We start from the raw sequence: 23,234 nt of genomic DNA on the forward strand, positions 1-23,234 counted from the left end.
AAACCCTCCTTTATTAAAGGAGGGCTAGGGAGGATTTAAAAATTAATTAGTGACGGAAATGACGCATGCCAGTAAAGACCATTGCAATCCCTGCTTCATCAGCAGCAGCAATGGTTTCTTCATCACGCATTGAACCACCCGGTTGAATAATACATTTAATGCCTGCTTTTGCAGCATTATCAATACCATCACGGAACGGGAAGAATGCATCAGAAGCCATTACAGCACCTTCAACAACTAAACCTGCATGTTCAGCTTTAATTGCAGCAATACGAGCAGAGTTGACACGGCTCATTTGACCTGCGCCTACACCAATCGTTTGACGGCCTTTTGCATAAACAATCGCATTCGACTTCACGTATTTTGCAACTTTCCAAGCAAAGATTAAGTCATCAATTTCTGCATCTGTTGGAGCGCGTTTAGTCACGACTTTAAGATCATCTTTAGTGATCATGCCTAAATCTTGGTCTTGAACCAATAAACCGCCATTCACACGTTTATAATCGTATTGAGTTGCACGTTCATCAATTGCTGGTAATTCACCACACACTAAAACACGTACATTTTTCTTCGCGCCAGTTACTTCAAGTACGCCATCTGCAATACTTGGTGCAATAATCACTTCAACGAATTGACGATCAACAATTGCTTGTGCAGTTGCAACATCTAACTCACGGTTAAATGCAATGATGCCGCCGAAAGCAGACTCTGGGTCTGTTGCATAAGCAAGATCATAAGCGACTTGAATACCATCTAAAGAAACAGCCACGCCACATGGGTTCGCATGTTTAACAATGACACACGCTGGTTTAGCAAATGATTTTACACATTCAAGTGCTGCATCAGTATCTGCGATGTTGTTATAAGAAAGCTCTTTACCTTGAAGCTGTTTCGCAGTTGAAACAGATGCTTCAGTCGCTGTGCTTTCTACATAGAAAGCTGCAGATTGGTGCGGGTTTTCGCCATAGCGTAAATCTTGTACTTTATTCAATTGCGTATTGAAAGTACGCGGGAATTTGTCAGCTTGACCTTCTTCTTTACCTACACGAGCACCTAAATAAGAAGCAATCATACCGTCATACTGTGCAGTATGTTCAAATGCTTTAACGGCTAAGTCAAAACGAGTTTCGTATGACAATGTACCATTTGCTTTTAATTCGTTAATCACTGTTGCGTAATCTGTAGCATTAACCACAATACCAACAGATGCATGGTTTTTCGCAGCTGCACGAACCATTGTTGGACCACCGATATCGATATTCTCGATTGCATCGGCAAGTGAACAGTTCGGTTTTGCTACCGTTTCTGCAAATGGATATAGGTTAACAACAACTAAATCGATCGCATCGATGTTGTGTTCAGCCATCACAGCTTCATCTAGACCACGGCGAGCTAAGATACCACCATGAATTTTCGGATGTAGTGTTTTTACACGTCCATCCATCATCTCAGGAAAACCAGTATGCTCTGAAACTTCAACTACAGATACATTGTTGTCTTTAAGCAACTTATATGTACCACCAGTAGATAAAATTTCTACCCCAAGAGCTACAAGGTTCTGGGCAAATTCAACGATCCCAGTTTTATCGGAAACAGAGATTAAAGCGCGTTTCATAGTCATGATCTTCATCAACAGTTTTTAAGTCTAGAGATTTAAACAAATAGGCAAAACGTAGGTAAAAAAAATGCCCACGTAAGTCGTGAGCATTTTATCATTTATTCACTCATTAAACCGTGAGCTTTCAACTTTTTACGTAAAGTACCGCGGTTGAGTCCTAGAATCTCAGCGGCGCGAGTTTGATTGCCTCGCGTGTATTCTAGAACTACAGATAAAAGAGGTTTCTCCATTTCTGCTAACACCATGTCGTACACTTGTGATGGTTGTTCACCTTGCAATTGTGCAAAATAGTGACGAACTGCGCGATCTACGTGGATACGAAGAGCGACATCAGATTGTGCAGTAAAAATAGGAGATTTGCTATTCATGCGAGTTAATCCGAAAAATCTATAATCACTTGGGTAAAGTGATAAATGTGGTCTAAAAAATACTGAGCTTCGTCTTAGATCCTAAAACGGTTGGCTCTAAAACAGAAACAATTAGCTTGCCACAGCTTACACAATTGAGCGAAAAATAAGCGTAACAATAGATTAATATTTGTTACTGAACGCCTCAAAACAAAAAACATCCCTGATGCGCTGAATTTATTATAAAGCACATAAAAAAGATTGTATTTTTTGTGAAAAATTGCGAGGAGTTTGTGGCACAAAGCTTTCGTGGCGCACATGATACCATTGTCTAAGAAAAAATGAGCAAGAAAACTACATTTTTTTTCATTTTTTTATAGATTTTTTCAATCTTAAGGGTGAATTACTTCTAATTGGTAGCTATCAAATGTATTTCTGGACGCTGTAACAATAAATTTAAACGGGTAGGGGCTATCTTTGGGAATACGTTTAATGCCAATGAGACTTTCAATCAGATATTCATCAGGCGTGATGATATAAGTCACTACAACTTTATCATGTGCTTTGAGTAATACTTTTATTAAAGGTAATTCTAAGCTTTTAGAATATTCATTGTTGAGTTGCCCCCTAAATTGCGTTTGTTGACTATCAATCACGGTTACTTTTAGTTTGCTAATCACAATATGTTTATAACGTTGATCAGCAGTATCACAATTCAATATCGAACAGGTTTGCGTAAAAATACGGTTGATTAAAGGATAACGATCGGTCAGGCTAGGATTAAACCACACGATTTGAAAAAGCAAGATTGCTAGTAATGCAATATTAATGAATCCCCATGAAGCATAGTAAAACTTGGTTCGCGGATTTTTTTCCTGACGAGCAGAATCCTTGATGCCTTGAGATAAGTTTAAACTGGGAATACTGTGAAGAGGTTCATTATTAAAGTAATTGAGATTATTTAAGTAGGTTCTCAAATCAATATTAGAGTTTTCTACTTTACGATCAAAAATATCTAAAATATGTGTTTCGGTTTGATGATTTAACGATGTTGATGTAAATGTCTGCGGTGTACCATTTATAGGTATCGTTACTTGATTCGTGTCTGTTTGCTTAGAAGAATCATAATTCTGTAGATTAACTTGTAGGTTTAACAACGCATTAAAATTCGTCCCACATTTAGGACAACAAACCATACCCTGAGCAACAGTTAGCTGTGTAACTGATACTTTGTAGATTGTTTGACAATTCGGGCAGCGGGTTTGTTTCTCTGTCATAGATGCTTATATTTCACAAATTAATACTTTTGACGTGATCCTGAAATTCGACACCAATTTTCATCACGCTTCTCAACTTCTACTATATCAAAAAATTCAGAATAAACATTAGAAACATCAGTCACTTGCTCTTCAATTACACCTGCAAGTGCGAACTCACCCTCAGATTTAATTAAAGTTGAGAATTCAGCCGCAAGCGCCATAAGTGGGCCTGCAAGAATATTGGCTACAAACACATCAGCTTTTTGACCAGCAAGCTCCTGATTAAACTCTTCAGGCAATCCGACATAGAGACGATCTAATACTCCATTAAGCTCTGCATTTTGTTGAGTTGCTAAAACGGCTTGTGGGTCAATATCAGTGGCATAGACTTTTTGAGCGCCTAAAAGTAGGGCTGCAACGCCTAAAATACCTGAACCACAGCCATAGTCGATAACAATCTTATCTTTTACATCGATTTTGCCTAACCATTGTAAGCATAGAAATGTTGAAGCATGATTACCTGTACCAAATGCTAAACCCGGATCCAGTTTGATATTGACTGCATCTGCTTCAGGTGCTTCCATCCATTCAGGAACGATCCAGTATTTTTCAGCAATTTGAATCGGCTCATAAGCATCCATCCAAGTACGTTCCCATGCTTGGTCTTCAAGAAACTCACTGCGCATCGGTGCATCAGGCATTTGTGTGCGAATAAATGTTTCTAATGCATCAACATCAATGTGTTCATCGTCTTCTTGGGCATAGATACCAGTCACAATCACTTTATTCCAAAGTGGTGTTTCACCCGGAAGTGGTTCAAGCAAGTCTTGGTTTTCAGCATCATCCAGTGTAACGCTTACAGCACCAAGTGAATTTAATAATGTTTCGGTAAAATCAACTTGAGCTTGTTCAACAGTAATATGAATTTGTAACCACTTCACGGTAAAGACCTAATGTATTTCTTAAAACCGCTATTGTAGCCGAAACTCTATTGCTACGTCTTATGAAAATAAAAATGGATGGCTCAACCATCCATTTTAAAATTGATAACTTTGACGAATGTACTTGTCTATGTATTAGGACTGGTTGAATTTTCTATACTTGGTTCATTGGCAGTTAAGCGTGTAATGAGCATGCCAAAAATCGCTGCGAAAATGTACATAAAGATAGAGTAAACCGCAGCAGGCATTGCTACAGTGCTGTTGGCAATCACGGTAAGTGCAATAGTCATCGCCAAAGTACTGTTATGAATACCAATTTCAAAAGCACATGCACGGGCTTGTGCACTATTAATCCCAAGCAGTCGTGGAACAAAATAACCAATCACTAGGCTACAAATACAGAAAATCACAGTAGCCAACCCAACTTGAGCTAAATATTCCAAAATGTGAGCACGTTCTTTGGCAATTGCACCAATAATAATCAGCACTAAAAAAGCAACCGAGAAAATACGTAAGGGCTTATTCAGTTTTTTGGTAAATGAAGGTGCATAGTGTCGAATCAACATACCAATACATACAGGAATCAGAATAATGGCAAAAACCTGTAAGATTTTGCTGAATTGCATACTGATTTGCTGTCCATCATTCATAAAATGCTGAATTGCAAAATTGACAATTAATGGTAAGGTAAATGCTGCGATGACGGAGTTTATCGCCGTTAGAGTAATATTGAGCGCAATATCGCCTTTAAATAAATAGCTAAACAAGTTAGCAGTACTTCCCCCCGGTGAAGCAGCTAATAACATTAAACCGACTGCGAGTAAGGGCGGTAAAGCAAGCACTTTACAAATGATAAAGGCGATTCCAACTAAAAGTACCAATTGACAAAATAAAGCGATCAGTACAGCTTTGGGATGTTTGGAAACCCGTGCAAAATCTTTCGGTGTTAATTCTAAGCCCAAACCAATCATAATGATGGCAAGTGCTAGCGGTAGCATTATGGTAATAATCCCTGAATCCATCTTTTTGTTCTCTCCATGTCATTGTTTTAAAATATCTATTTTATTTGAGTGTAATTGATAATCATTGATTTTAGAAATGAATTTTTGAATAATTAAAAGATGATAAAAATAAATAACTTAGTTTTAAATTTTGATGTATTTTCTTATCGAGAATGAATATATAGATCAAAAAAAGTGGCTGACTTGAAGCCAACCACTTTTTTAGATTTTTCACAAATTTTATGTATTAAACATAAGATAAAATTTGTGTATTTGTATATTTAACGTCAGTTCGGGATAAGCTTTGATGTAAGTTATTGAAAAGATAGATCAGGCACAGCGGAGTCTTACCGTTTAAAAGTCAAATGCAAGGATTAACTTTCGGTTCGACCTACTTTTCTTTCGGGAAAAGTAGGCAAAACCATTTGTCAGTCGCCAACTCGACAGATACCATCATGTATCTAATATCTTGCAAAAACAGCATATTACAGATGTAGCCCTGCCTCGAACAATGCGACTGACGTTTCCGCGTATCATATAGTTGGGAAAATATTTTATCCCGAACTCAGGTTATTTAAAATCAAGCTTATTGCGCTTGAACGGGTGCATCAGCAGGTTGTGTTGCACTTGGTTGTTCAGTTGCTTGAGGTGCCTCGCTTACTGGCGCTGACATTGTTTCTGCTGCTGGTGCAGCTTCCATTGTTGCAGTATTTGCTGTTGCTTCTGCGCTCGGTGTATTCATCGCTGTTGAGCCTGCTGGTGGTGCAGGGAAAGTAAACTGCAATTTACCCTCAGCATTGGGTTCACAAGTACCGTTAAAAGTAACGCCTTTGTTGGCATATACCACCCAATCACCTTGTTTTTTCTTGCTACAAATTTGAATCTGTTTCTTCACTTCAGCCTTACTTGCATTTTCTTCTGCTGCATGGGCGAAAGAAAAAGTCACAAAACTAAGTAGTGTTGTTGCAATCACTTTAGACATCGTATTTTTCATGATGATATTCCTTTTATTAAAAAGTGTGGATTCAATAGCTAAAAAGAGATTGAATAATTGCCAGTTCGGTTTTTATCCTAGAGAAGTTTTTGATTAAATTAAATTTCATTTATGGAGGAATCCTGAAACAAAGTGTCAAGTTGTGTAAGATGTATAGTTATCCTGTATAAAAATAAAATTTGTAAAACTGCCTAAAATAAAAAGTAAAATTTTGCTATAATTTCCTGTCATTTTATTTATCTCTCAATTATCACTATGCATTATCCTAAAGTTTACGATGTCATTGTTATTGGTGGCGGTCACGCAGGTACGGAAGCGGCACTTGCTGCGGCACGTATGGGTCGACAGACTTTACTCCTAACTCATAACATTGAGACTTTAGGGCAGATGAGCTGTAACCCAGCGATTGGTGGTATTGGGAAGTCACACCTTGTCCGTGAAATTGATGCTCTTGGTGGAGCAATGGCTTTGGCTGCCGATAAAGGTGGTATTCAATTCCGTATTCTCAATTCACGTAAAGGCGCTGCGGTTCGTGCAACACGTGCGCAAGCAGACCGTATCCTTTATAAAGCTGCAATTCGTCATACTTTGGAAAATCAAGCCAATTTAGACATTTTCCAACAAGCAGCAGACGACTTGATCGTTGAAGGCGATACCGTTAAAGGTGTGGTTACTCAAATGGGTATCCGCTTTGATGCAAAAACAGTGGTATTAACTACTGGTACCTTCCTTGGTGGTGTGATCCATGTCGGTTTAAATAATTCTTCGGGTGGTCGTGCAGGTGATCCGCCTTCAATTTCACTGGCTGCTCGTTTACGTGAATTGAATTTACCTGTAGGTCGTTTAAAAACGGGTACACCGCCACGTATTGATGCACGTTCAGTTGATTTCTCAGTGATGACACCACAGCCGGGCGATTTTCCATCTCCGACGATGTCATTCATGGGCGATGCTTCTATGCATCCTGAGCAAGTGAATTGCTATATTACGCATACCAATGAGCGTACTCATGACATTATTCGTGGTGGGTTAGATCGTTCACCAATGTACACAGGTGTGATCGAAGGCGTTGGCCCACGTTATTGCCCATCAATTGAAGATAAAATTCATAAATTTGCAGATAAAAATTCACATCAAGTCTTCTTAGAACCTGAAGGTTTGGATACGCATGAGCTTTATCCAAATGGTATTTCAACTTCTTTACCATTTGACGTTCAATTTGAATTGGTTCGTTCGATTCGTGGTATGGAAAATGCGCATATTCTTCGTCCGGGTTATGCGATTGAATATGATTATTTCAATCCGCAAGCGTTGAAATTCTCTTTAGAAACCAAAGCGATTGCTAACTTGTATTTTGCAGGTCAAATTAACGGTACGACGGGTTATGAAGAAGCAGGTGCGCAAGGTTTACTTGCTGGTTTAAATGCTGCTCGCCGTGCGTGGGATCAAGAGCAATGGACACCTAAACGTGATGAAGCGTATATGGGCGTTCTAGTTGATGATTTGATTACATTAGGTACCAAAGAGCCGTACCGTATGTTTACCTCACGTGCTGAATATCGTTTGATGTTGCGTGAAGACAATGCGGATCAGCGTTTAACGCCAATTGGCCGTGAAATGGGCTTGGTGGATGATGAACGTTGGAATGCGTATTGTGAAAAAATGGAAGCTGTTGAAACTGAAAAAGGTCGCTTGCAACATCTTTGGGCTGCTCCAAACAACCCAATGGGTAAAAAATTCGTAGAAATGACAGGTGCTGATCTTTCTAAAGAATGTTCTGCGATTGATTTGTTAAAACGTCCAAATATCAATTTTGCTCAAATTGCTGAATTGACAGGTTCTGAAGTTTCAGCATTTGTGGGTGAGCAGATTGAAATTGCTGTGAAATACGAAGGTTATATTAACCGTCAGCAAGAAGATGTAGCACAAATGAAACGTCTTGAAGAAACACGTATTCCTGCTGATTTTGATTATGATATTGTTTCAGGTCTATCTCGTGAAATTACCTTGAAATTGAAAGATGTACGTCCTGAAACTTTGGCCCAAGCTGGTCGTATTCCGGGTGTTACACCTGCGGCGGTTCAATTGGTGATGATTACGATTCGTAAGAATAATCAAGCGAAGAAAATTGCTTAAAGCTTTATTATTCAAAAATTAAAGTTGTAGAAAACCCGCTTATTGCGGGTTTTTTTATAAGATTGATTATATAGTGGCTATATTATTGTTTAAACTATTTCGGATGGAAATTGCTTCTTTATAGTTGTGGTTTAAATCTTTATCATTGGGCTTAAATTTTAATGCCCTTTCAAAATGATCTATTGCCTTTTGGGCTATGGTTATATCATTTTTCAATTCGGCAAGGGCAGATAGGCAGATAGCATAATTTTCTAAATTGCTCAAATTATTTGGATCAATGTTTAATACATTTTCACAAGTATCTTTTGCTTGTTCAAAAATGTGTACATCTTCATTAATATTCGCTACGCCTAATAGACAGGTAATATAATTTGTCAAAACATTTAAATTCTTTGGTTGGAGTTCTTTAGCTTTTTCCAATTGCTTTAAAGCGTTGTTATATAGATTTAAATCTTTATTAATTTGAGCTGAATAAAAAATTGCAATACCATAATCGATAAGAATTTGAATATCATTAGGATTTATCTCTAATGACTTTTTATAAAATTTAAAAGCCTCACTAAATAGACTCTTACTATTATTGCTAAGTAAAGCCAATTTTTTATAAGAATTTGCATAATTTTTTAAATAATTAGGATCGCTTTGTAATACGTTCAGTAAATTCTTATAGAATTCTATAGCTTTTAAGATTAATTTTTTATCTTTTTTGAAAGCCCCCATTTCAGTTAGAACGATTGCATATGCTTGAATTAGATTAGTATCTGTTATTTTTGGGTTTATTTCGAAGCACATTTCGAAATAGTTTAAAGATTTCTCTATGTAATCTTGTTTACCAGTTAAGGCACATTGAATAGCGACTTCTGCATAAGCTTGATAAAAATCAGTTTTTAAATTTATGGCTTTATCAAAATATTTTTGAAATTGTTGGTCATCTTTGTTTAAAAAATGCAAAGCTTTACCTAAATAAGCAGAAGCAACAATTTTAGAAATAGGCTTTAGTGCTAGATTGAGTTTGATTGATAATGTAATCAAATTTTTGGGTATGTAATGCTTCAGCTAGTTTAAGAGTTGTAAAATTGGGTTTATTAGCATCTACAATTGCAAGGATTTTCTTTGTATCTTCTAAAATATCAATTTCTGTATCTGCTGTTGGAAGTGGAAATTGATTTACAAACTCACAAATTTCACGTAAATGCTTAATTGGATCTTTAAATAATTCTGTTGGGAAACATTTTAGTTCTATTGCAAGCTCTAGAAGAAATCGATCTGCATCTTGTTCACCAATAAAATTGCGATGATTTGGATTAACATCAATAAATTGTTTTACATTCTGATTTGGTTCTTTTGCATAATCAATCCAAAATAGACGATGTTGACCAATAAAATTTTCTTCCACTAATTTAAAAAAAGCGTCAGCTCCACCACTATAGCCAATAAATAAAGTGGGTGAGGTGTTGATGGTATTTTTAATATAGTTTTTTAATTTACTAGCTTGGATTTTGGTATCTTCATCCGAGTTTGCTAGTTGGAAGCCACTCCACTGACCATGTAGATGTACAATAGATTGGTTAGGAATGGCAGTAAAGTATTCCTCCGATAAAACTTTTAAGTCATAAATTGGTGGGAAAAAATTATCTAAGCTACAAGCACGATTTAGGATATTGTCGAAATTAAAAGTAAGCACTTTTCCTAAATAACCATTTTTTAAAAGACTTGCCAAAGCAATGTGTGCCCAATTGATTTTGGCTTTCGCTATATGTTTTTCAATAAGAGTTTTTTGCTCATGTGGAGTGAGTTTGCTCATACATAAACCATAATCTTTTTTTTCTTTATCAGATAAACCTCTAAAATTACCTTTATATTTTTTGTTTATTTCAGTAAGCAATTCGTTGGCTAATGGCATGCCCGCACTTTTTGAACATCCAGCACCTGTAAATACAACGACAGGTGTTCCTTGTTTTTTGCTATCTCTTAATGTCTTTGCAATATTTTTAACACTATGGTTCATACAGGAATTTATAATTAAAATAACCATCTAATTATACAAGAAATTTTGAATAATTTATAAAATCTTAGTTGATGAAACGCATTGATTATTGTTCTTATTCAAAGTTTATATAGATAAATTATTAGTTTAGATAGATTATTCAATAATTTTTAAGGGAAGATTTTAATTTTTATTATGAGTTATGAGGCATATTTTTTTATAGCCCATTACGACTTCTATAGTAAATTTATTGAAATACACAGATCTCATCTAACCTTATCAAAATAACTCCTAAACAGAATTTATGAAAAGTGATTCTCAATTGATTATTTCACAACATTATTTTTATCGGCTAAATTAAATTTACATTCTAAAACAAGAGGTGAATAACTATGACGATGAAATCGATTCGTTATAACACAGGTGAATTGGCATGCTGTATGTTGTAATTGTTCAGCATTCTCCGATCAAAAAATTTATGTTGTATTGGTGTGGACATACAACATAAATAAATTAAATCAGCAATAAAATAATCAGTAAAAGCAAATAAAACAAAAAAAATCGAATGATAGAGCCGTAAAGGCTCTTTTTTTATGGCGTTATAGCTACAGTCTTTTGATTGATAACAAGCTATTCGATCTCATGCACTGCATTAAATACTTCAACAGGTTCGATACGAACGAGTTTTTTACCAAAACTTCTCAGCCACCAAACCAATTGGGATGTGAAAGGAACTACGGCACTGATTTGATAAAGTTGATCATTGAGTGCTTCAACTTTTTGTTCTTTACTCAGCTGGCTTTCGGTAAAGTATTGTGCATCATCTTCGTGCATGATGAGCTTTAATTCGACATTCTCTGTCGGTTTAGAAAAATCAACGCGGAAACCTAAAGCACCAGAGTCGATATAGGTATCAATATCAAAATCAACAGGATGCAAAGCACGTGTATCTAAAACAGTGGCTGATTTAAAACGATGTAAAGCAAAAGTTTGTACATCAGATTTATCATGGCGAGTGCAAATCAAATAAATAATTGCACCTTTTTGAACTAAACCGAGTGGGTTGAGTAAGTAAGTTTTATCCTCACCCAAATGTCCACGAGAACGATAAATACACTCAATTTGCTTGTCTTGCAAAAGACCTTCATAAATCGCTTGCTGAGCCTGACGTTCAACGAGTGGGGGAATCACAGGCTGTGTTGCAGGGACGATACGGACACGATTAATCCATTGTCGAACATTATTTTGAGTTGATAAGCTACGTTTCGCCAAATCAAACCAAGGATTCATTTCATCAATCAGGCTTGGTGGAAGCAAGTGTTTGAGATGTTCTTCAACCATCATAAAGGTCACCGCTTGCGAACTGGTCATGTGCGGTAAGCTTTGAATTGGCGCATCTGAACGCCAACGCCAGCCTTGAGGAACGGTTTTATTGCTTTCGATAGGAAAGCGTTGTGCAATTTGATTTAAATCACGCTGAATCGTTCTTAAGCTAATCTCAATACCTTCACGCTCTAAAACTTCTTGTAATTCACGTGTACCCATCCATTTCCCCGTAGACAGACGGGAAAGGATTTGCCATTGGCGATAGAGGCTATTTGACGTTTCTTTTTCTTGTGCAGGCATGTTGGATATCAATAAAATCGTAAATGTTTATGGGAGCAGAACCTGTAACACAATAGAAAATTACAGCACATTTCGCAAGTTATATCCTGAAAAAAGTGTTTAAGTATTGATAATGAAAATAAAAAGATTGGTTATAAGATGCTATTTACCCAATCTATAGTCATACAATCGACCAAAATTATTTAGAAAATCTATAAAGTATTGGCATTGAAATTGCTAATTTAAAATAGCCATTAGAGAATATGAAAAGAGGTTTGTATGCTAAAAGAAACCATAGATACAAATTCAAGCGTTACAAGCTATGCAGAGGTAGAACAAGCGATTTTGCCAGTTTTAGATGCAAACGAGCCAGTAACATCAAACCATTCAACAATTCATTCAACCACTTTGTCAAAACAAACACTTTCCGATCAGATTCTAAATCAGCAAGTTTTAAATCAACAGCTAATAAATCAAAACATTATAAATCAAGAAGTTTTGAGCCAACCAAGTTTAGGCCATAACGTTTTTAATCATCAAACAAATAAGTTGAGTATTCACATCGAAACACAACAAGTTGCACAGCATTTGCTGAAACAAACACATTCTATTTTCTTCAATGAATTAACAGATGATGCTGTTTTATCACCTGAGATCGCGAATAAAATTGAAGCTTGGCTATCTCAACACAGTATTGATGAGCTTGAGCAACTAAATACGTTGGCACAAGAACATTTCCTATATCAAGGAATTACATTTGCTGTGTATGGTGAGAAAGCAGGTATTGAACGCACTATTCCTTTTGATTTGATTCCTCGTGTAATTGCAAAGCAACAATGGAAAACGATTGAAGCGGGTTGCATGCAACGAATTAAAGCGTTAAATCTGTTTTTAGCGGATATTTACCATGAACAAGCTATTTTAAAAGAAAGTTTGATCCCTGAAATTCAAGTGCTATCGCATGAAGCATATCAACCTGTAATGCTCAATCATTTACTCAATGGCAATATTTATAGTCAAATTAGTGGTATTGATATCGTTCGGGACAGTAAAGGGGAATTCTTTGTTTTAGAAGACAATTTACGTACACCTTCGGGTGTGTCTTATATGCTAGAAAGCCGTAAAATGAGTCAAAAAATCATGCCTGAATTGTGTCAGCAATTTGGCGCAGGCATAGAACAATATCCACAATTATTACGTGAAATATTGGCTGAAAATTCTAAAGTTAATAATCCAATGATCGTGGTTTTAACACCGGGTCGTTATAATAGTGCGTATTATGAGCATTCTTTTTTGGCAAGAGAAATGGGTGTGCCTTTAGTAACATCACGTGATCTTTTTGTTGAGAACGATAAGGTTTATGTGAAAACCGTCCGAGGATGTAAACAAGTTGATGTAGTTTATAGGCGTTTGGATGATGGTTTTCTGGATCCATTGAGCTTTAGACCCGATAGCACACTTGGTGTGGCAGGGTTAATGTCTGCTTATTTAAGCAATAATGTCGTGATTGCCAATGCACCCGGCACAGGTGTAGCGGATGATAAGTCAATCTATCCATATGTTGATCAGATGATCAGCTATTATCTAAATGAAAAGCCAATTCTATCCAATGTGCCAACGTATCAATGCCGTGAACCTGATGCACTGGATTATGTGCTGTCTCATTTAGAGCAATTGGTGGTGAAAGAAGCGCAGGGTTCAGGTGGCTACGGCATGCTGATTGGCCCGCAAGCATCTGAACAAGACATCGATTTGTTTAGAATGAAATTGATGACTTCACCATCGGCTTATATTGCGCAACCGACTTTAGATTTGTCTGTTGCGCCTACTTTAACTTCACAAGGAATTGTGGAGCGTCATATTGATTTACGCCCATTTATCTTGAGTTCACCTGAGCGAATTGAAATTGTGCCGGGAGGCTTAACTCGAGTTGCAATGCAACAAGGCTCGTTGGTGGTCAATTCATCGCAAGGCGGTGGAATAAAAGATACATGGGTAATTGATGAATATTCTATTTAGAACATTCAAATGATTCATCTAACCATAGGGGAGTGAACATGATTTTACTAAGTACGAATGCACAAAATATATTTTGGTTAGGTCGCTATTTAACACGTATACAATATTTATGTAGCCAGTTTCCATTTAAAAACAATACTTCAGCATTAGATTATGCACATGCATTTTGTTTGCCTGCATTTGATGCTTCTTCTTTAAATGAAATGATTTTAGATACAGAACAACCTGCATCATTTCATCAACAGTTTCAAAGTGCTAAAAATAATATTCATGATTTACGTGGTGTGATTTCCGCTCAGTCTTTTGCAGAATTAAATCAATTATTACAACAAGCTGAAAAAAATGCAGGGCTTATTTGCGATGTTTGTGAAGAATGTAATGATGTTTTAGAGGCAGAAGAAGATGAATTATTGTTTCTATTTTTTAGCTTAGGACAAAAAATGGAGCAATTGGATCGTCAAATTCGTTTGAAACAAAATCGTGAGCAAACTTTGCAGGAACTGGATCGTTTGATTGATAGTTTAGATCAACAAGGTATGGCAAGTTTACCTGATGTTTGGAGTGAACTTAAAAAGCAACCTGATAGCATGAATTATTATCATTTTAGTGATCATATTGACTCTCTATTTGAAATGGTTCGCTTATGAAGCTCATGATCAATCACCAAACGCATTATCAATATTCAGATTGGACAAAAAATAGTATTCAATATATTAAAATGACGCCACAGAGCAATGAGCATCAATATATTCATTCATGGGATGTGAGTGTACCGGGGTTAAAACAAATAAAAAAAGATGCATTTAATAATGTGTGGTTGACCAGTACCCAGATTGAACCTTATCAACAGATGCTGATCATGGCACAAGGCGTTGTTGAAATTAATTTTGAAAATCAGTTTGGAATTTCAGATCAGCTATCGCCAGTCATGTTTTTACAACCTACCGCAACGACCCTGTGTAATCGTGAAATGTTAGCTTTTGCACAGCAATATGTGCCAACCATTCAACTGTCACATTTTCATAAGTTGGCAGAAGCTTTGTTGAATGATATGCCATATACCACAGCAAGCACGTCGGTGACTCAGACAGCGATCGAGTCATTTTCAATGCAACAAGGTGTGTGCCAAGACCATAGCCACGTATTTATTGCGATGGCTAAAGCGTTGAATGTGCCTGCTCGTTATGTTTCTGGCTATTTATATGTGAATAATCAATCACATTTAGCCAGTCATGCATGGGCTGAGATTTTTTTAGAAGGACAATGGCATATTATTGATGTGAGTAATCAGCTTTTTCGACCTGAGTCACATGTTTATGTCGCCATTGGACGTGATTATTGGGATGTCGCACCAGTACGAGGCGTAAGAGGACAAGGTGGAATTGAAACCATGCACTCTATCGTGCAAGTGCTTGCGTGTTGAAAAACTCAATGGTAGATAAATAACTTAGACTTAAAAACTTAGATTAAAAAACGTAATTTATATAACATGATTTAAAATGCAACTTAAAATGTAGTTGGGTTTGAATTTTCAAATATTTTGAAAGGTAGTTTCATGACGTATTGCTGTGCTTTAAAACTCCAACAAGGTTTAGTATTTATTAGTGATACACGAACCAATGCAGGAGTAGATCATATTTCTGTATTTAGAAAGCTCTATACTTTTGGCGTTGAAGGCGAGCGTTTTATTTGTATTCAAACTTCTGGGAATTTAGCCACTACGCAAGCAGTGATTGGTCATTTGGAAAATCATTTGGCACTAAAACAAGAACCAAATTTATATAGTGTAAATACCATGTTTGAAGTGGCTGGTTTAGTCGGGCAGACGCTGAGAAAAGTGATTGCGGATGTCACCGATGACACCCAAGAGCAAAGTAATTATTTCTGTAGCTTATTGGTGGGTGGGCAAATCAAAGGTGAAGAGATGCAACTTTATAATATTTACCCGCAAGGTAATTTTATTTCAGCAACCAGTGATACACCTTATTTCCAAATTGGTGAAAGTAAATACGGTAAACCGATTTTAGATCGGGCTTTAAGCTACGATATGCCTATAGATGAAGCTTTGCGTTGCAGTTTAATTTCTTTTGATTCAACGTTACGTTCGAATGTATCTGTTGGTTTACCGTTAGATGCAATGATTTATTTAAAGGATTCTTTGACTCGTCCAAATGGAAAAAGAATTACAGATGAAGATCCGTACTTTCAACATATCAGTAAGCAATGGTCTGAAACGTTAAAGAAAGGATTGCAAGATTTACCTAAACCGACCGATGATTATTTTAAATAGGGTATTTTCAGGTTTCGATTTACTTTCAGTTAAGCATGTTTTTTCATTTTTCATAATATATTGATTTTTTAGATGAAAATTCATTTTATTGTGAATGCGAATACCCAACTGCAAATTTTTATTGAGAATCTACACTGATGCTGTAGTGTATTGAATATAAATTCAATGATTAGTCATAAAATGAAGATTCAGCTGTGTTATGCAAGTCGGGCAAGCTCTTCCGAGCATGAAGTTTTAAATGATTTAAGGGAAATTCTAAACGAAGCACGCGATTTTAATACCAAACATGATATTCATGGGGTTTTATATTTTGCGGATGAATATTTCTTTCAATGTTTAGAAGGTGATGAACTCATAATTCAGCATTTACTTGAGAAGTTATTGCGCGATCCAAGACATCAAGATATTAAATTATTTCAGAACAATGTGCTTGAAGATGAAGGTCATTTTTCACAATGGTCAATGAAATATGTTAGACGAAATAGCCAAATTCAGCAGTATTTCCAAAGCAAAGGTTATGAAAATTTTCAGCCTCTGGATTTAAAAGATGATGAAATTCCCGATTTATTGGCATTATTGTATGAAACAAACTCATTTAACCTGAGCTCGGAATAAGATATTCTTCCAACTATATGATACACGGAAACGTCAGTCGCATTGTTTGAGGCAGGGCTACATCTACAATATACTGTTTTTGCAAGATATTAGATACATGATGGTATCTGTCGAGTTGGCGACTGACAAATGGTTTTGCCTACTTTTCCCGAAAGAAAAGTAGGTCGAACCGAAGGTTAATCCTTACATCTGACTTTAAACGGTAAGACTCTGCTATGCCTGATCTATCTTTTCAATAACTTACATCAGAGTTTATCCCAAACTGACGTTCATTTATATAAAACAGACCAAGTTAAAATTTAAAGCAAAAAAATCCAAGCATGTGCTTGGATTTTTTAATTTTGAATATCAAATCTTTATGCGCAAAGGGCGTGCGCTCATACGACACAATAATTCATAACCAATCGTACCATTGGCAATAGCAACATCATCAACTAGGCGGTCTTTGCCCCACAATTCAACTTCTGTGCCTAAAGGTGCATGTAAATCTGTCACATCAATGGCGATCATATCCATCGAAACACGACCAATCACACGGGTCATTTGCCCTTGAATAGATACATAGTTTTGTTTTTGAAAGGCGCGAGGGTAACCATCACCATAGCCAATTGAAACAATAGCAATATCCATCGCTTGTTCAGCAACAAAAGTTGAACCATAACCGACAGATTCACCTGCTTGGATGTGATTGAGTGCAATAATTTCAGCAGTAAAAGTCATCACAGGTTGAATATCTAAGTCATGTGCAGATCGATCTACAAACGGCGAAGCACCGTAAAGCATGATACCGGGACGAACAAAATCAAAATTCAATTCTGGCCATTTAAAAATTGCAGCGGAATTACAGCATGAAGCCATGATCGGATCACAGGCCTGTTTAACCTGTAAAAATTGAGCTTTTTGCTGTTCGTTTAAAGGGTGATGATCAGCATCGGCATTGGCGAAATGCATGGCCAAGACGCAACTAAAACCTTCTGCTTTTAACATTTGAATTATGTCAATAATTTCAGGCACTTTAAAACCTAAACGGTTCATACCGCTGTTCAGTTTGACCCAAACTTTTAAGCCTTTGGCAATATATTGTTGCTTATGAGCCAGTAACCATTCAACTTGAACGTGGTGATGAACAAGAACTTCAATATTATTGTCAATCACACTTTGCATCTCATCAGCACTAAAAACACCTTCAATTAAGGTGATTGGCTGTTGGTGTCCAAGCTCACGTATTTCCAAAGCTTCTTGTAGGCAGGCGACGCCAAAGGCATCTGTAGCAGCTAAGGCGGCTAAACAGTCTTTAACTCCATGTCCATAAGCATTGGCTTTAACCATACTTACGATTTTAGCGGTTGGGGCAAGTTGTTTGACACGGTTTAAATTATATTGCAGCGCTTCACTGTCAATATAAACTGTTGCTTGACGCACCCTAGTACTCCTTCGGGATGACAAATATTGAATTGTGTAAGAACACAGGATTGCTAGATCAAAGAAATGACTTATAAAATCGATAATTTTTAAAAAGAAGCATGACATTTGAAATGCGTAATTATTGTAGTCTTATCAATGTTAAATAAATATAAGCATTTGAGTTTTTAATTAAAATCACATTTTGTATCGATAAAATGAGTATATTTGGGGTTTTACATAATTTGTAAAAATATAGCCCTTTATTTTTTAAATAAAATCGTACATTTTATAATCAAATTTAAGATTTATTTTGGAGGGGAATATGGGAGCATGGTCACATGAGCCTTTTGGAAATGATACCGCATGCGATTGGGCTTATGAATTAGAAGAAAGTGAAGGTTATGTGGCGATTGAGGATGCTTTTAATCAAATCATTGAAATGTCTACTGAAGAATATATCGATGCAGATATCGGATGTGTCGCACATGCTGCCGCAGAGGTTTTAGCGAAATCATTTGGAAGAGGTGTTGAGGAGGAAGATATTCCTGAAGCTGTAGAAAAATGGCTTGAGCAGAATAAAAATAAAACCAATCCTGCACTGATTCCTAAAGCAATTCGGGCTTTGAAATTATTGACCAGTGAAAATTCAGAGTTGAATGAATTATGGCAAGAGTCAGATTACTATACAGAATGGACCAGTAATATTGATGAATTAAAAGAGATTTTAAGTTCGAAAATTTAAAATCTCTTATTTTTAATTTATTCTATTGATTTAGAATAAATTTATTCTTCATCTTCATACTGGGCATAATACTCAGGGGATAGATTACTGAAACGAGTATATTGACCTTCAAAAGCTAAACGGACTGTACCAATCGGGCCGTTACGCTGTTTACCAATGATAATTTCAGCCGTACCTGCTTCTTTCGATTCTTTGTTATAAACCTCATCACGGTAAATAAACATAATTAAATCGGCATCCTGCTCGATGGCACCAGATTCACGTAAATCTGACATTACGGGACGTTTATTCGGACGGTTCTCAAGAGAACGGTTTAACTGAGAAAGTGCAATCACAGGACACATCATTTCTTTTGCTAAGGCTTTGAGTGAGCGAGAAATTTCACCAATTTCACCTACACGGTTATCACCCATGCCAGGAACTTTCATTAATTGTAAATAATCGACCATGATACAGCCGAGTTTCCCGCCGTGTTGTTTTGCAATACGACGAGCGCGGGCACGTAATTCTGTTGGTGGTAGGGCAGAAGAATCATCGATATATAAATGTTTTTCTTGTAGTTGTAAAATCGTCCCCGTAACTTTAGACCATTCATCACCATCTAATTTTCCTGAACGTAAATGTCCTTGGTGAACTTTACCGTATGCAGAAATTAAACGCATTGCGATCGAATCTGCTGGCATCTCCATTGAGAATACCAGCGCAGGTAAGTCACAGTTAAATAAAACACTTTCAACCAAATTCATGGCAAAAGTAGTTTTACCCATAGATGGACGGGCAGCGACAATAATCATATCGCCCGCTTGCATACCTGAGGTCTTATTATCAAGCTCCATAAAGCCTGTGGTTAAACCTGTAATATTGCCTTCCATTTGAGAAAGTTCATTTAACTTATCAAATACATCGGCAACCACTGAGGTAATTGGTTTTGGCCCTTGTGCTTTAGCATTGTTATTGTGTTGTTCTGCAATAGAGAAAATATTGGTCTCTGCAAGATCTAAAATTTCACTGACATCACGGCCTTTGGTGTCATACGCATTTTGCAAGATTTCATTACTGACTTTGATCATGCTTCGCAGCGTTGAAAATTCTTTAATTTTTGCAGCATAAGTTTCAAGGTTGTAGAAACTTGAAGGCGAATCTGCCATCAATTGCATCAAATATTCTTCACCACCGATCGCGTCATGCAGGTTCTGTTTGATTAACCAATCATTCACCAAAACCGCATCATAAGGAGAGTTTTCTTGTGCAAGTTTTTCAATCGCACGGAAAATATATTTATGACGTGTCGCATAAAAATCATTTTCATTTAAAGCATCACTGACTTGTTCAAAAGATTCAGCAACAGTCATCAATGCAGCAAGTACAGCTTGTTCAATCGCCAAGTTATGAGGTGGCGTACGAAATTCCTTTAACTGCGCGTTTTCATTGTTTTTTGCATCAGTTTTAAAAGTATTTGTAGAAGCGTTGGCAGTAGCCTGAGACATATAAAACCTTGATTTTTAAATGGTTAGTAAAATTAAAACAATACTGATTAAACTTTACATCGATCTATTTAAGTGTACAACAGAATGCGCAAGAAGGGAGGATTATTCAAGTGAAATAATAATAGCGCAATGAAAAACTAAATTCTAAAGATAAAAAAAGAGCATGCGATTGCATGCTCTTTTTTTGATGAGAAATTACTCAGATACGATAGTAACGAGAACTTCTGCAACAACATCATGATGCAATTGGATTGCGATGTTGAATTCACCAGTATGACGAAGCGCACCGTTCGGTAAACGAACTTCAGCACGGTCTACAGTAAGACCAGCATTCGTTAACGCGTCAGCGATGTCACGAGTACCGATTGAACCGAATAGTTTACCTTCGTCACCAGCTTTAGCAGTGATCACGATGTTAACTTCGTTCAATTGGTCAGCACGTGCTTGAGCAGCAGCTAAAATATCAGCTTCTTGCTTTTCAAGTTCTGCACGACGAGCTTCGAAAGCAGCAGTATTAGACTCAGTCGCAGCAACTGCTTTACCCTGAGGGATAAGGAAGTTACGGCCGTAACCAGCTTTAACTGATACTTTATCGCCTAATTTACCAAGGTTTTTAATGCGTTGTAATAAAATAATATCCACGGCTCAACCTCACTTATGATTGTCAGTGTAAGGAATCAATGCTAAATAGCGAGCTTGCTTGATCGCAAGAGCTAATTGGCGTTGATAGCGAGCTTTAGTACCTGTAATACGGCTAGGAACAATCTTGCCGTTTTCAGTGATGTACTGTTTTAAAGTGTCGATATCTTTGTAGTCGATGTACGTAACGTTCTCAGCTGTAAAGCGGCAGAACTTGCGACGACGGTAAAAACGTGCCATTGATGTTCTCCTTAAGCTTCAGCAGAGTCTTGAGCGTGTTGTGCTTCTTCACGCTGTGCTTTACGCGCGCGTTTTTCTTCAGCACTTTTCGCCAATAAAGACTCTTCAGTGATCGCGTTTTCACGACGAATAATAACGTTACGAAGGATTGCATCGTTATAACGGAACAATTCTTCTAATTCATTAAGCGTAGTTTGATTACATTCAATATTCATTAAAATGTAGTGCGCTTTGTGAATTTTGTTAATTGGGTATGCCAATTGGCGACGGCCCCAATCTTCAAGACGGTGAATTTGACCTTCAGCATCTTTAATGTGAGAGATATAGCGTTCTACCATACCTACCACTTGATCGCTTTGGTCTGGGTGTACCAGAATTACGATTTCGTAGTGACGCATTGTCAGCTCCTTACGGTTTATGCAGCCCCAATCTTAATAGAAAGATCGAAGCAAGGAGTCACAATCGGCGTTAACTTAAAAAGCCAACAGATTGTGCCGCAAAAATTGCGAGCGCTTATTATAGGAAAGTTTAGTGACAAACACAATTTAATATTCAAATATTTATCAGTGAATCTATACGACGACTTTTACAGATTCACGACTGAATAGGATTGAGCGAATCACTAAATTAAGATCAAGATGAATACAAATAGTATCTGGGATTTCACCATGCTCAATTACAGCACAGAAAAGCTCGAAACGATTGAAAGTTATATCGAAAATCCAACATCTGATTTTTATTACGATGTTTTTGATGGTCGTTATGACATCGTTATGGTGGTGGATTGGAGAGAGGATGATGAAGAAATTATTGGTTATTGTGAAAATATTTTAGAAACAGGACATCTGTCTGCTGAAATTGAAGATGTGGATAATCAACAGGGATTTACCATTACGATTCATTATGCAGATCAATCTTTAGTCATTCCCTATCAAGGTGATGGTGCGGATCGAGATACTACATTGTTTGCTTTGAATGAAATTTTACAACCTGATTATGAACTTCGCTTTTGTAAAGTATCAGCTGGTTCAGATACCTTAGATTTTATTCCGCTTCCGAAAATCCTATGGCATCGTTTAGATATGAAATATGCGGGGAAAATGGATGAGTTGTTTGGTCGTTTTACTGATGATTCAACATTTTTTGGAAATTGACCATATTATTTCCTCAATAAAAACACCACATAACCTTTAAAATTTGGATCGGTGTCAAATTTAAGTTGCCGATTCCATTCACCATGTTGTACCAAACCGATTTTATATGGCAGTTTTAGCGCTGTAACCTTTTTCAAATAAGCCTGATAATGAGGAATGGTACGAGAGCCTTGATAAGTCTGAATGACCATTTCATCAATATTTTCTCTAAATAGCCTCAGTGTATTCTGATCATGAATATTGGTCCAATCCATCAAACTGGTAATACTCAATTGATATTGCTTAGGCAGTTGCTGTCGAAGTTGCTGTAAGAACAATGCGTATTGATTTAAATTTTTAGTTTTCGCATCAAAATCAATTTGAATCCCTTGAATATGATTCCCTGAATTTTCCCATTGTCGAACTCGATTTAAAATTTTATTTAATTCATGGGTTTGCCAATTCAAATGATGATTGCGAAAGACCAACCATACTTTTTGATGAGGAATTTTAAGAACTGAAACACCTTGAGGTATCAGAACTGATTGATTCGTAACTTTATCTATTCTGACCTCACCTTGAAGGATGTAAATTTCCTTGGCTTTGTTCAGATAAGGAGCAGATTTAATCTCACCCCAAATCCAAAACGCATCATAGTCATTGGCATTTACTTGATAGCTTGATGAGGCAGCAGATTGACTTGGTTGGCAGGCTATAAAGCTGAAGCTACAACTCATAGCAATGAAAACTGAAAAAATCTGCTTAAGCATGAATATA

Annotated in this window: 22 protein-coding genes and 1 pseudogene; 8 read left to right on the forward strand and 15 right to left on the reverse strand. The window is 36.7% G+C overall.

Annotation, left to right across the window (positions count from 1 at the left end):
- Window positions 1–46 precede the first annotated feature (46 nt).
- From purH to GGG_RS21385, 6 genes and pseudogenes are all read right to left on the reverse strand, one after another.
- Window positions 47–1,621 (reverse strand): bifunctional phosphoribosylaminoimidazolecarboxamide formyltransferase/IMP cyclohydrolase, encoded by a 1,575-nt coding sequence (gene purH / locus GGG_RS0113840; RefSeq protein ID WP_029574596.1) that lies wholly within the window; start codon window positions 1,619–1,621, stop codon window positions 47–49.
- A 95-nt stretch (window positions 1,622–1,716) separates the two neighbouring features.
- The gene (gene fis, locus GGG_RS0113845; protein WP_001086304.1) at window positions 1,717–1,986 is read right to left on the reverse strand and encodes a DNA-binding transcriptional regulator Fis; all 270 of its coding nucleotides are present in this window, start codon (window positions 1,984–1,986) and stop codon (window positions 1,717–1,719) included.
- Between the two features lie 371 nt (window positions 1,987–2,357).
- Window positions 2,358–3,242 (reverse strand): DUF3426 domain-containing protein, encoded by an 885-nt coding sequence (locus GGG_RS0113850; RefSeq protein ID WP_010115918.1) that lies wholly within the window; start codon window positions 3,240–3,242, stop codon window positions 2,358–2,360.
- Between the two features lie 20 nt (window positions 3,243–3,262).
- Complete coding sequence (gene prmA / locus GGG_RS0113855; RefSeq protein WP_010115920.1) at window positions 3,263–4,165, reverse strand: 50S ribosomal protein L11 methyltransferase; 903 nt, start codon at window positions 4,163–4,165, stop codon at window positions 3,263–3,265.
- A 128-nt stretch (window positions 4,166–4,293) separates the two neighbouring features.
- Window positions 4,294–5,187 (reverse strand): bile acid:sodium symporter family protein, encoded by an 894-nt coding sequence (locus GGG_RS0113860; RefSeq protein WP_010115922.1) that lies wholly within the window; start codon window positions 5,185–5,187, stop codon window positions 4,294–4,296.
- A 739-nt stretch (window positions 5,188–5,926) separates the two neighbouring features.
- Window positions 5,927–6,160 (reverse strand): annotated as a pseudogene (locus GGG_RS21385) (hypothetical protein); the annotation flags it as partial.
- Window positions 6,161–6,415: 255 nt separating this feature from the next.
- On the opposite strand from GGG_RS21385, the gene mnmG reads away from it, so the two are divergent.
- Window positions 6,416–8,296: a tRNA uridine-5-carboxymethylaminomethyl(34) synthesis enzyme MnmG gene (mnmG, locus tag GGG_RS0113870; protein WP_010115926.1), complete on the forward strand. Its 1,881-nt coding sequence runs from the start codon at window positions 6,416–6,418 to the stop codon at window positions 8,294–8,296.
- Between the two features lie 66 nt (window positions 8,297–8,362).
- On the opposite strand, the gene GGG_RS21390 is transcribed toward mnmG, so the two are convergent.
- The 3 genes from GGG_RS21390 to GGG_RS0113885 form a co-directional block, all read right to left on the reverse strand.
- Window positions 8,363–9,328, reverse strand: a complete 966-nt coding sequence (locus GGG_RS21390) for a tetratricopeptide repeat protein (protein ID WP_010115928.1) — start codon at window positions 9,326–9,328, stop codon at window positions 8,363–8,365.
- A complete protein-coding gene (locus GGG_RS20895; protein ID WP_227500504.1) occupies window positions 9,279–10,331 on the reverse strand; it encodes an SIR2 family protein in 1,053 nt (350 codons plus the stop codon). The genes GGG_RS21390 and GGG_RS20895 overlap by 50 nt, the downstream gene beginning before the upstream one ends.
- 582 nt (window positions 10,332–10,913) lie before the next feature.
- Entirely contained in the window at window positions 10,914–11,909 is a 996-nt protein-coding gene (locus tag GGG_RS0113885; protein ID WP_010115931.1) for a YafY family protein, read from the reverse strand.
- Window positions 11,910–12,167: 258 nt separating this feature from the next.
- Here GGG_RS0113885 and GGG_RS0113890 point away from each other — a divergent pair, with 258 nt between their 5' ends.
- From GGG_RS0113890 to GGG_RS0113910, 5 genes are all read left to right on the forward strand, one after another.
- Complete coding sequence (locus tag GGG_RS0113890; protein WP_010115932.1) at window positions 12,168–13,907, forward strand: circularly permuted type 2 ATP-grasp protein; 1,740 nt, start codon at window positions 12,168–12,170, stop codon at window positions 13,905–13,907.
- A 38-nt stretch (window positions 13,908–13,945) separates the two neighbouring features.
- On the forward strand, window positions 13,946–14,554 hold the full coding sequence (locus GGG_RS0113895; RefSeq protein WP_010115933.1) for an alpha-E domain-containing protein: 609 nt from the start codon (window positions 13,946–13,948) through the stop codon (window positions 14,552–14,554).
- Entirely contained in the window at window positions 14,551–15,330 is a 780-nt protein-coding gene (locus GGG_RS0113900; protein ID WP_010115934.1) for a transglutaminase family protein, read from the forward strand. The genes GGG_RS0113895 and GGG_RS0113900 overlap by 4 nt, the downstream gene beginning before the upstream one ends.
- 132 nt (window positions 15,331–15,462) lie before the next feature.
- Window positions 15,463–16,197, forward strand: a complete 735-nt coding sequence (locus GGG_RS0113905) for a proteasome-type protease (RefSeq protein WP_010115936.1) — start codon at window positions 15,463–15,465, stop codon at window positions 16,195–16,197.
- Window positions 16,198–16,377: 180 nt separating this feature from the next.
- Window positions 16,378–16,812 (forward strand): BLUF domain-containing protein, encoded by a 435-nt coding sequence (locus GGG_RS0113910; protein WP_029574597.1) that lies wholly within the window; start codon window positions 16,378–16,380, stop codon window positions 16,810–16,812.
- 348 nt (window positions 16,813–17,160) lie between these two features.
- On the opposite strand, the gene alr is transcribed toward GGG_RS0113910, so the two are convergent.
- Window positions 17,161–18,234 (reverse strand): alanine racemase, encoded by a 1,074-nt coding sequence (alr, locus tag GGG_RS0113915; protein ID WP_010115941.1) that lies wholly within the window; start codon window positions 18,232–18,234, stop codon window positions 17,161–17,163.
- 304 nt (window positions 18,235–18,538) lie between these two features.
- On the opposite strand from alr, the gene GGG_RS0113920 reads away from it, so the two are divergent.
- A complete protein-coding gene (locus GGG_RS0113920) occupies window positions 18,539–18,958 on the forward strand; it encodes a DUF4259 domain-containing protein (RefSeq protein ID WP_010115942.1) in 420 nt (139 codons plus the stop codon).
- Window positions 18,959–18,999: 41 nt separating this feature from the next.
- Here GGG_RS0113920 and dnaB read toward each other — a convergent pair whose 3' ends face one another.
- The 4 genes from dnaB to rpsF all read right to left on the reverse strand — a co-directional run bounded on the left by dnaB (window position 19,000) and on the right by rpsF (window position 21,722).
- Window positions 19,000–20,445 (reverse strand): replicative DNA helicase, encoded by a 1,446-nt coding sequence (gene dnaB, locus GGG_RS0113925; protein ID WP_010115943.1) that lies wholly within the window; start codon window positions 20,443–20,445, stop codon window positions 19,000–19,002.
- A 195-nt stretch (window positions 20,446–20,640) separates the two neighbouring features.
- On the reverse strand, window positions 20,641–21,087 hold the full coding sequence (gene rplI, locus GGG_RS0113930; protein ID WP_010115944.1) for a 50S ribosomal protein L9: 447 nt from the start codon (window positions 21,085–21,087) through the stop codon (window positions 20,641–20,643).
- A gap of 9 nt (window positions 21,088–21,096) precedes the next feature.
- Window positions 21,097–21,324 (reverse strand): 30S ribosomal protein S18, encoded by a 228-nt coding sequence (gene rpsR, locus GGG_RS0113935; protein WP_004719336.1) that lies wholly within the window; start codon window positions 21,322–21,324, stop codon window positions 21,097–21,099.
- A gap of 11 nt (window positions 21,325–21,335) precedes the next feature.
- Entirely contained in the window at window positions 21,336–21,722 is a 387-nt protein-coding gene (rpsF, locus tag GGG_RS0113940; RefSeq protein WP_010115947.1) for a 30S ribosomal protein S6, read from the reverse strand.
- Window positions 21,723–21,992: 270 nt separating this feature from the next.
- Between rpsF and GGG_RS0113945 the strand changes: the two genes are divergently transcribed.
- Entirely contained in the window at window positions 21,993–22,478 is a 486-nt protein-coding gene (locus tag GGG_RS0113945) for a hypothetical protein (protein ID WP_010115948.1), read from the forward strand.
- Between the two features lie 5 nt (window positions 22,479–22,483).
- Here GGG_RS0113945 and GGG_RS0113950 read toward each other — a convergent pair whose 3' ends face one another.
- Window positions 22,484–23,227, reverse strand: a complete 744-nt coding sequence (locus GGG_RS0113950; protein WP_010115949.1) for a DUF3142 domain-containing protein — start codon at window positions 23,225–23,227, stop codon at window positions 22,484–22,486.
- Window positions 23,228–23,234 lie beyond the last annotated feature (7 nt).

Origin of the sequence: Acinetobacter sp. P8-3-8 (genome assembly GCF_000214135.1) — a bacterium.
Classification (GTDB): domain Bacteria; phylum Pseudomonadota; class Gammaproteobacteria; order Pseudomonadales; family Moraxellaceae; genus Acinetobacter.

Excerpts from the sequence above, each read along its gene's own strand:
- fis (WP_001086304.1), bottom strand. The coding sequence starts at position 1,986 with ATGAATAGCAAATCTCCTATTTTTACTGCACAATCTGATGTCGCTCTT.
- GGG_RS0113885 (WP_010115931.1), bottom strand. The coding sequence starts at position 11,909 with ATGCCTGCACAAGAAAAAGAAACGTCAAATAGCCTCTATCGCCAATGG.
- GGG_RS0113920 (WP_010115942.1), top strand. The coding sequence starts at position 18,539 with ATGGGAGCATGGTCACATGAGCCTTTTGGAAATGATACCGCATGCGAT.
- GGG_RS0113950 (WP_010115949.1), bottom strand. The coding sequence starts at position 23,227 with ATGCTTAAGCAGATTTTTTCAGTTTTCATTGCTATGAGTTGTAGCTTC.
- GGG_RS0113860 (WP_010115922.1), bottom strand. The coding sequence starts at position 5,187 with ATGGATTCAGGGATTATTACCATAATGCTACCGCTAGCACTTGCCATC.
- GGG_RS0113895 (WP_010115933.1), top strand. The coding sequence starts at position 13,946 with ATGATTTTACTAAGTACGAATGCACAAAATATATTTTGGTTAGGTCGC.
- mnmG (WP_010115926.1), top strand. The coding sequence starts at position 6,416 with ATGCATTATCCTAAAGTTTACGATGTCATTGTTATTGGTGGCGGTCAC.
- GGG_RS0113900 (WP_010115934.1), top strand. The coding sequence starts at position 14,551 with ATGAAGCTCATGATCAATCACCAAACGCATTATCAATATTCAGATTGG.
- purH (WP_029574596.1), bottom strand. The coding sequence starts at position 1,621 with ATGACTATGAAACGCGCTTTAATCTCTGTTTCCGATAAAACTGGGATC.
- GGG_RS0113850 (WP_010115918.1), bottom strand. The coding sequence starts at position 3,242 with ATGACAGAGAAACAAACCCGCTGCCCGAATTGTCAAACAATCTACAAA.
- GGG_RS0113945 (WP_010115948.1), top strand. The coding sequence starts at position 21,993 with ATGCTCAATTACAGCACAGAAAAGCTCGAAACGATTGAAAGTTATATC.
- GGG_RS0113890 (WP_010115932.1), top strand. The coding sequence starts at position 12,168 with ATGCTAAAAGAAACCATAGATACAAATTCAAGCGTTACAAGCTATGCA.
- rpsR (WP_004719336.1), bottom strand. The coding sequence starts at position 21,324 with ATGGCACGTTTTTACCGTCGTCGCAAGTTCTGCCGCTTTACAGCTGAG.
- GGG_RS20895 (WP_227500504.1), bottom strand. The coding sequence starts at position 10,331 with ATGGTTATTTTAATTATAAATTCCTGTATGAACCATAGTGTTAAAAAT.
- dnaB (WP_010115943.1), bottom strand. The coding sequence starts at position 20,445 with ATGTCTCAGGCTACTGCCAACGCTTCTACAAATACTTTTAAAACTGAT.
- GGG_RS0113905 (WP_010115936.1), top strand. The coding sequence starts at position 15,463 with ATGACGTATTGCTGTGCTTTAAAACTCCAACAAGGTTTAGTATTTATT.
- rpsF (WP_010115947.1), bottom strand. The coding sequence starts at position 21,722 with ATGCGTCACTACGAAATCGTAATTCTGGTACACCCAGACCAAAGCGAT.
- GGG_RS0113910 (WP_029574597.1), top strand. The coding sequence starts at position 16,378 with ATGAAGATTCAGCTGTGTTATGCAAGTCGGGCAAGCTCTTCCGAGCAT.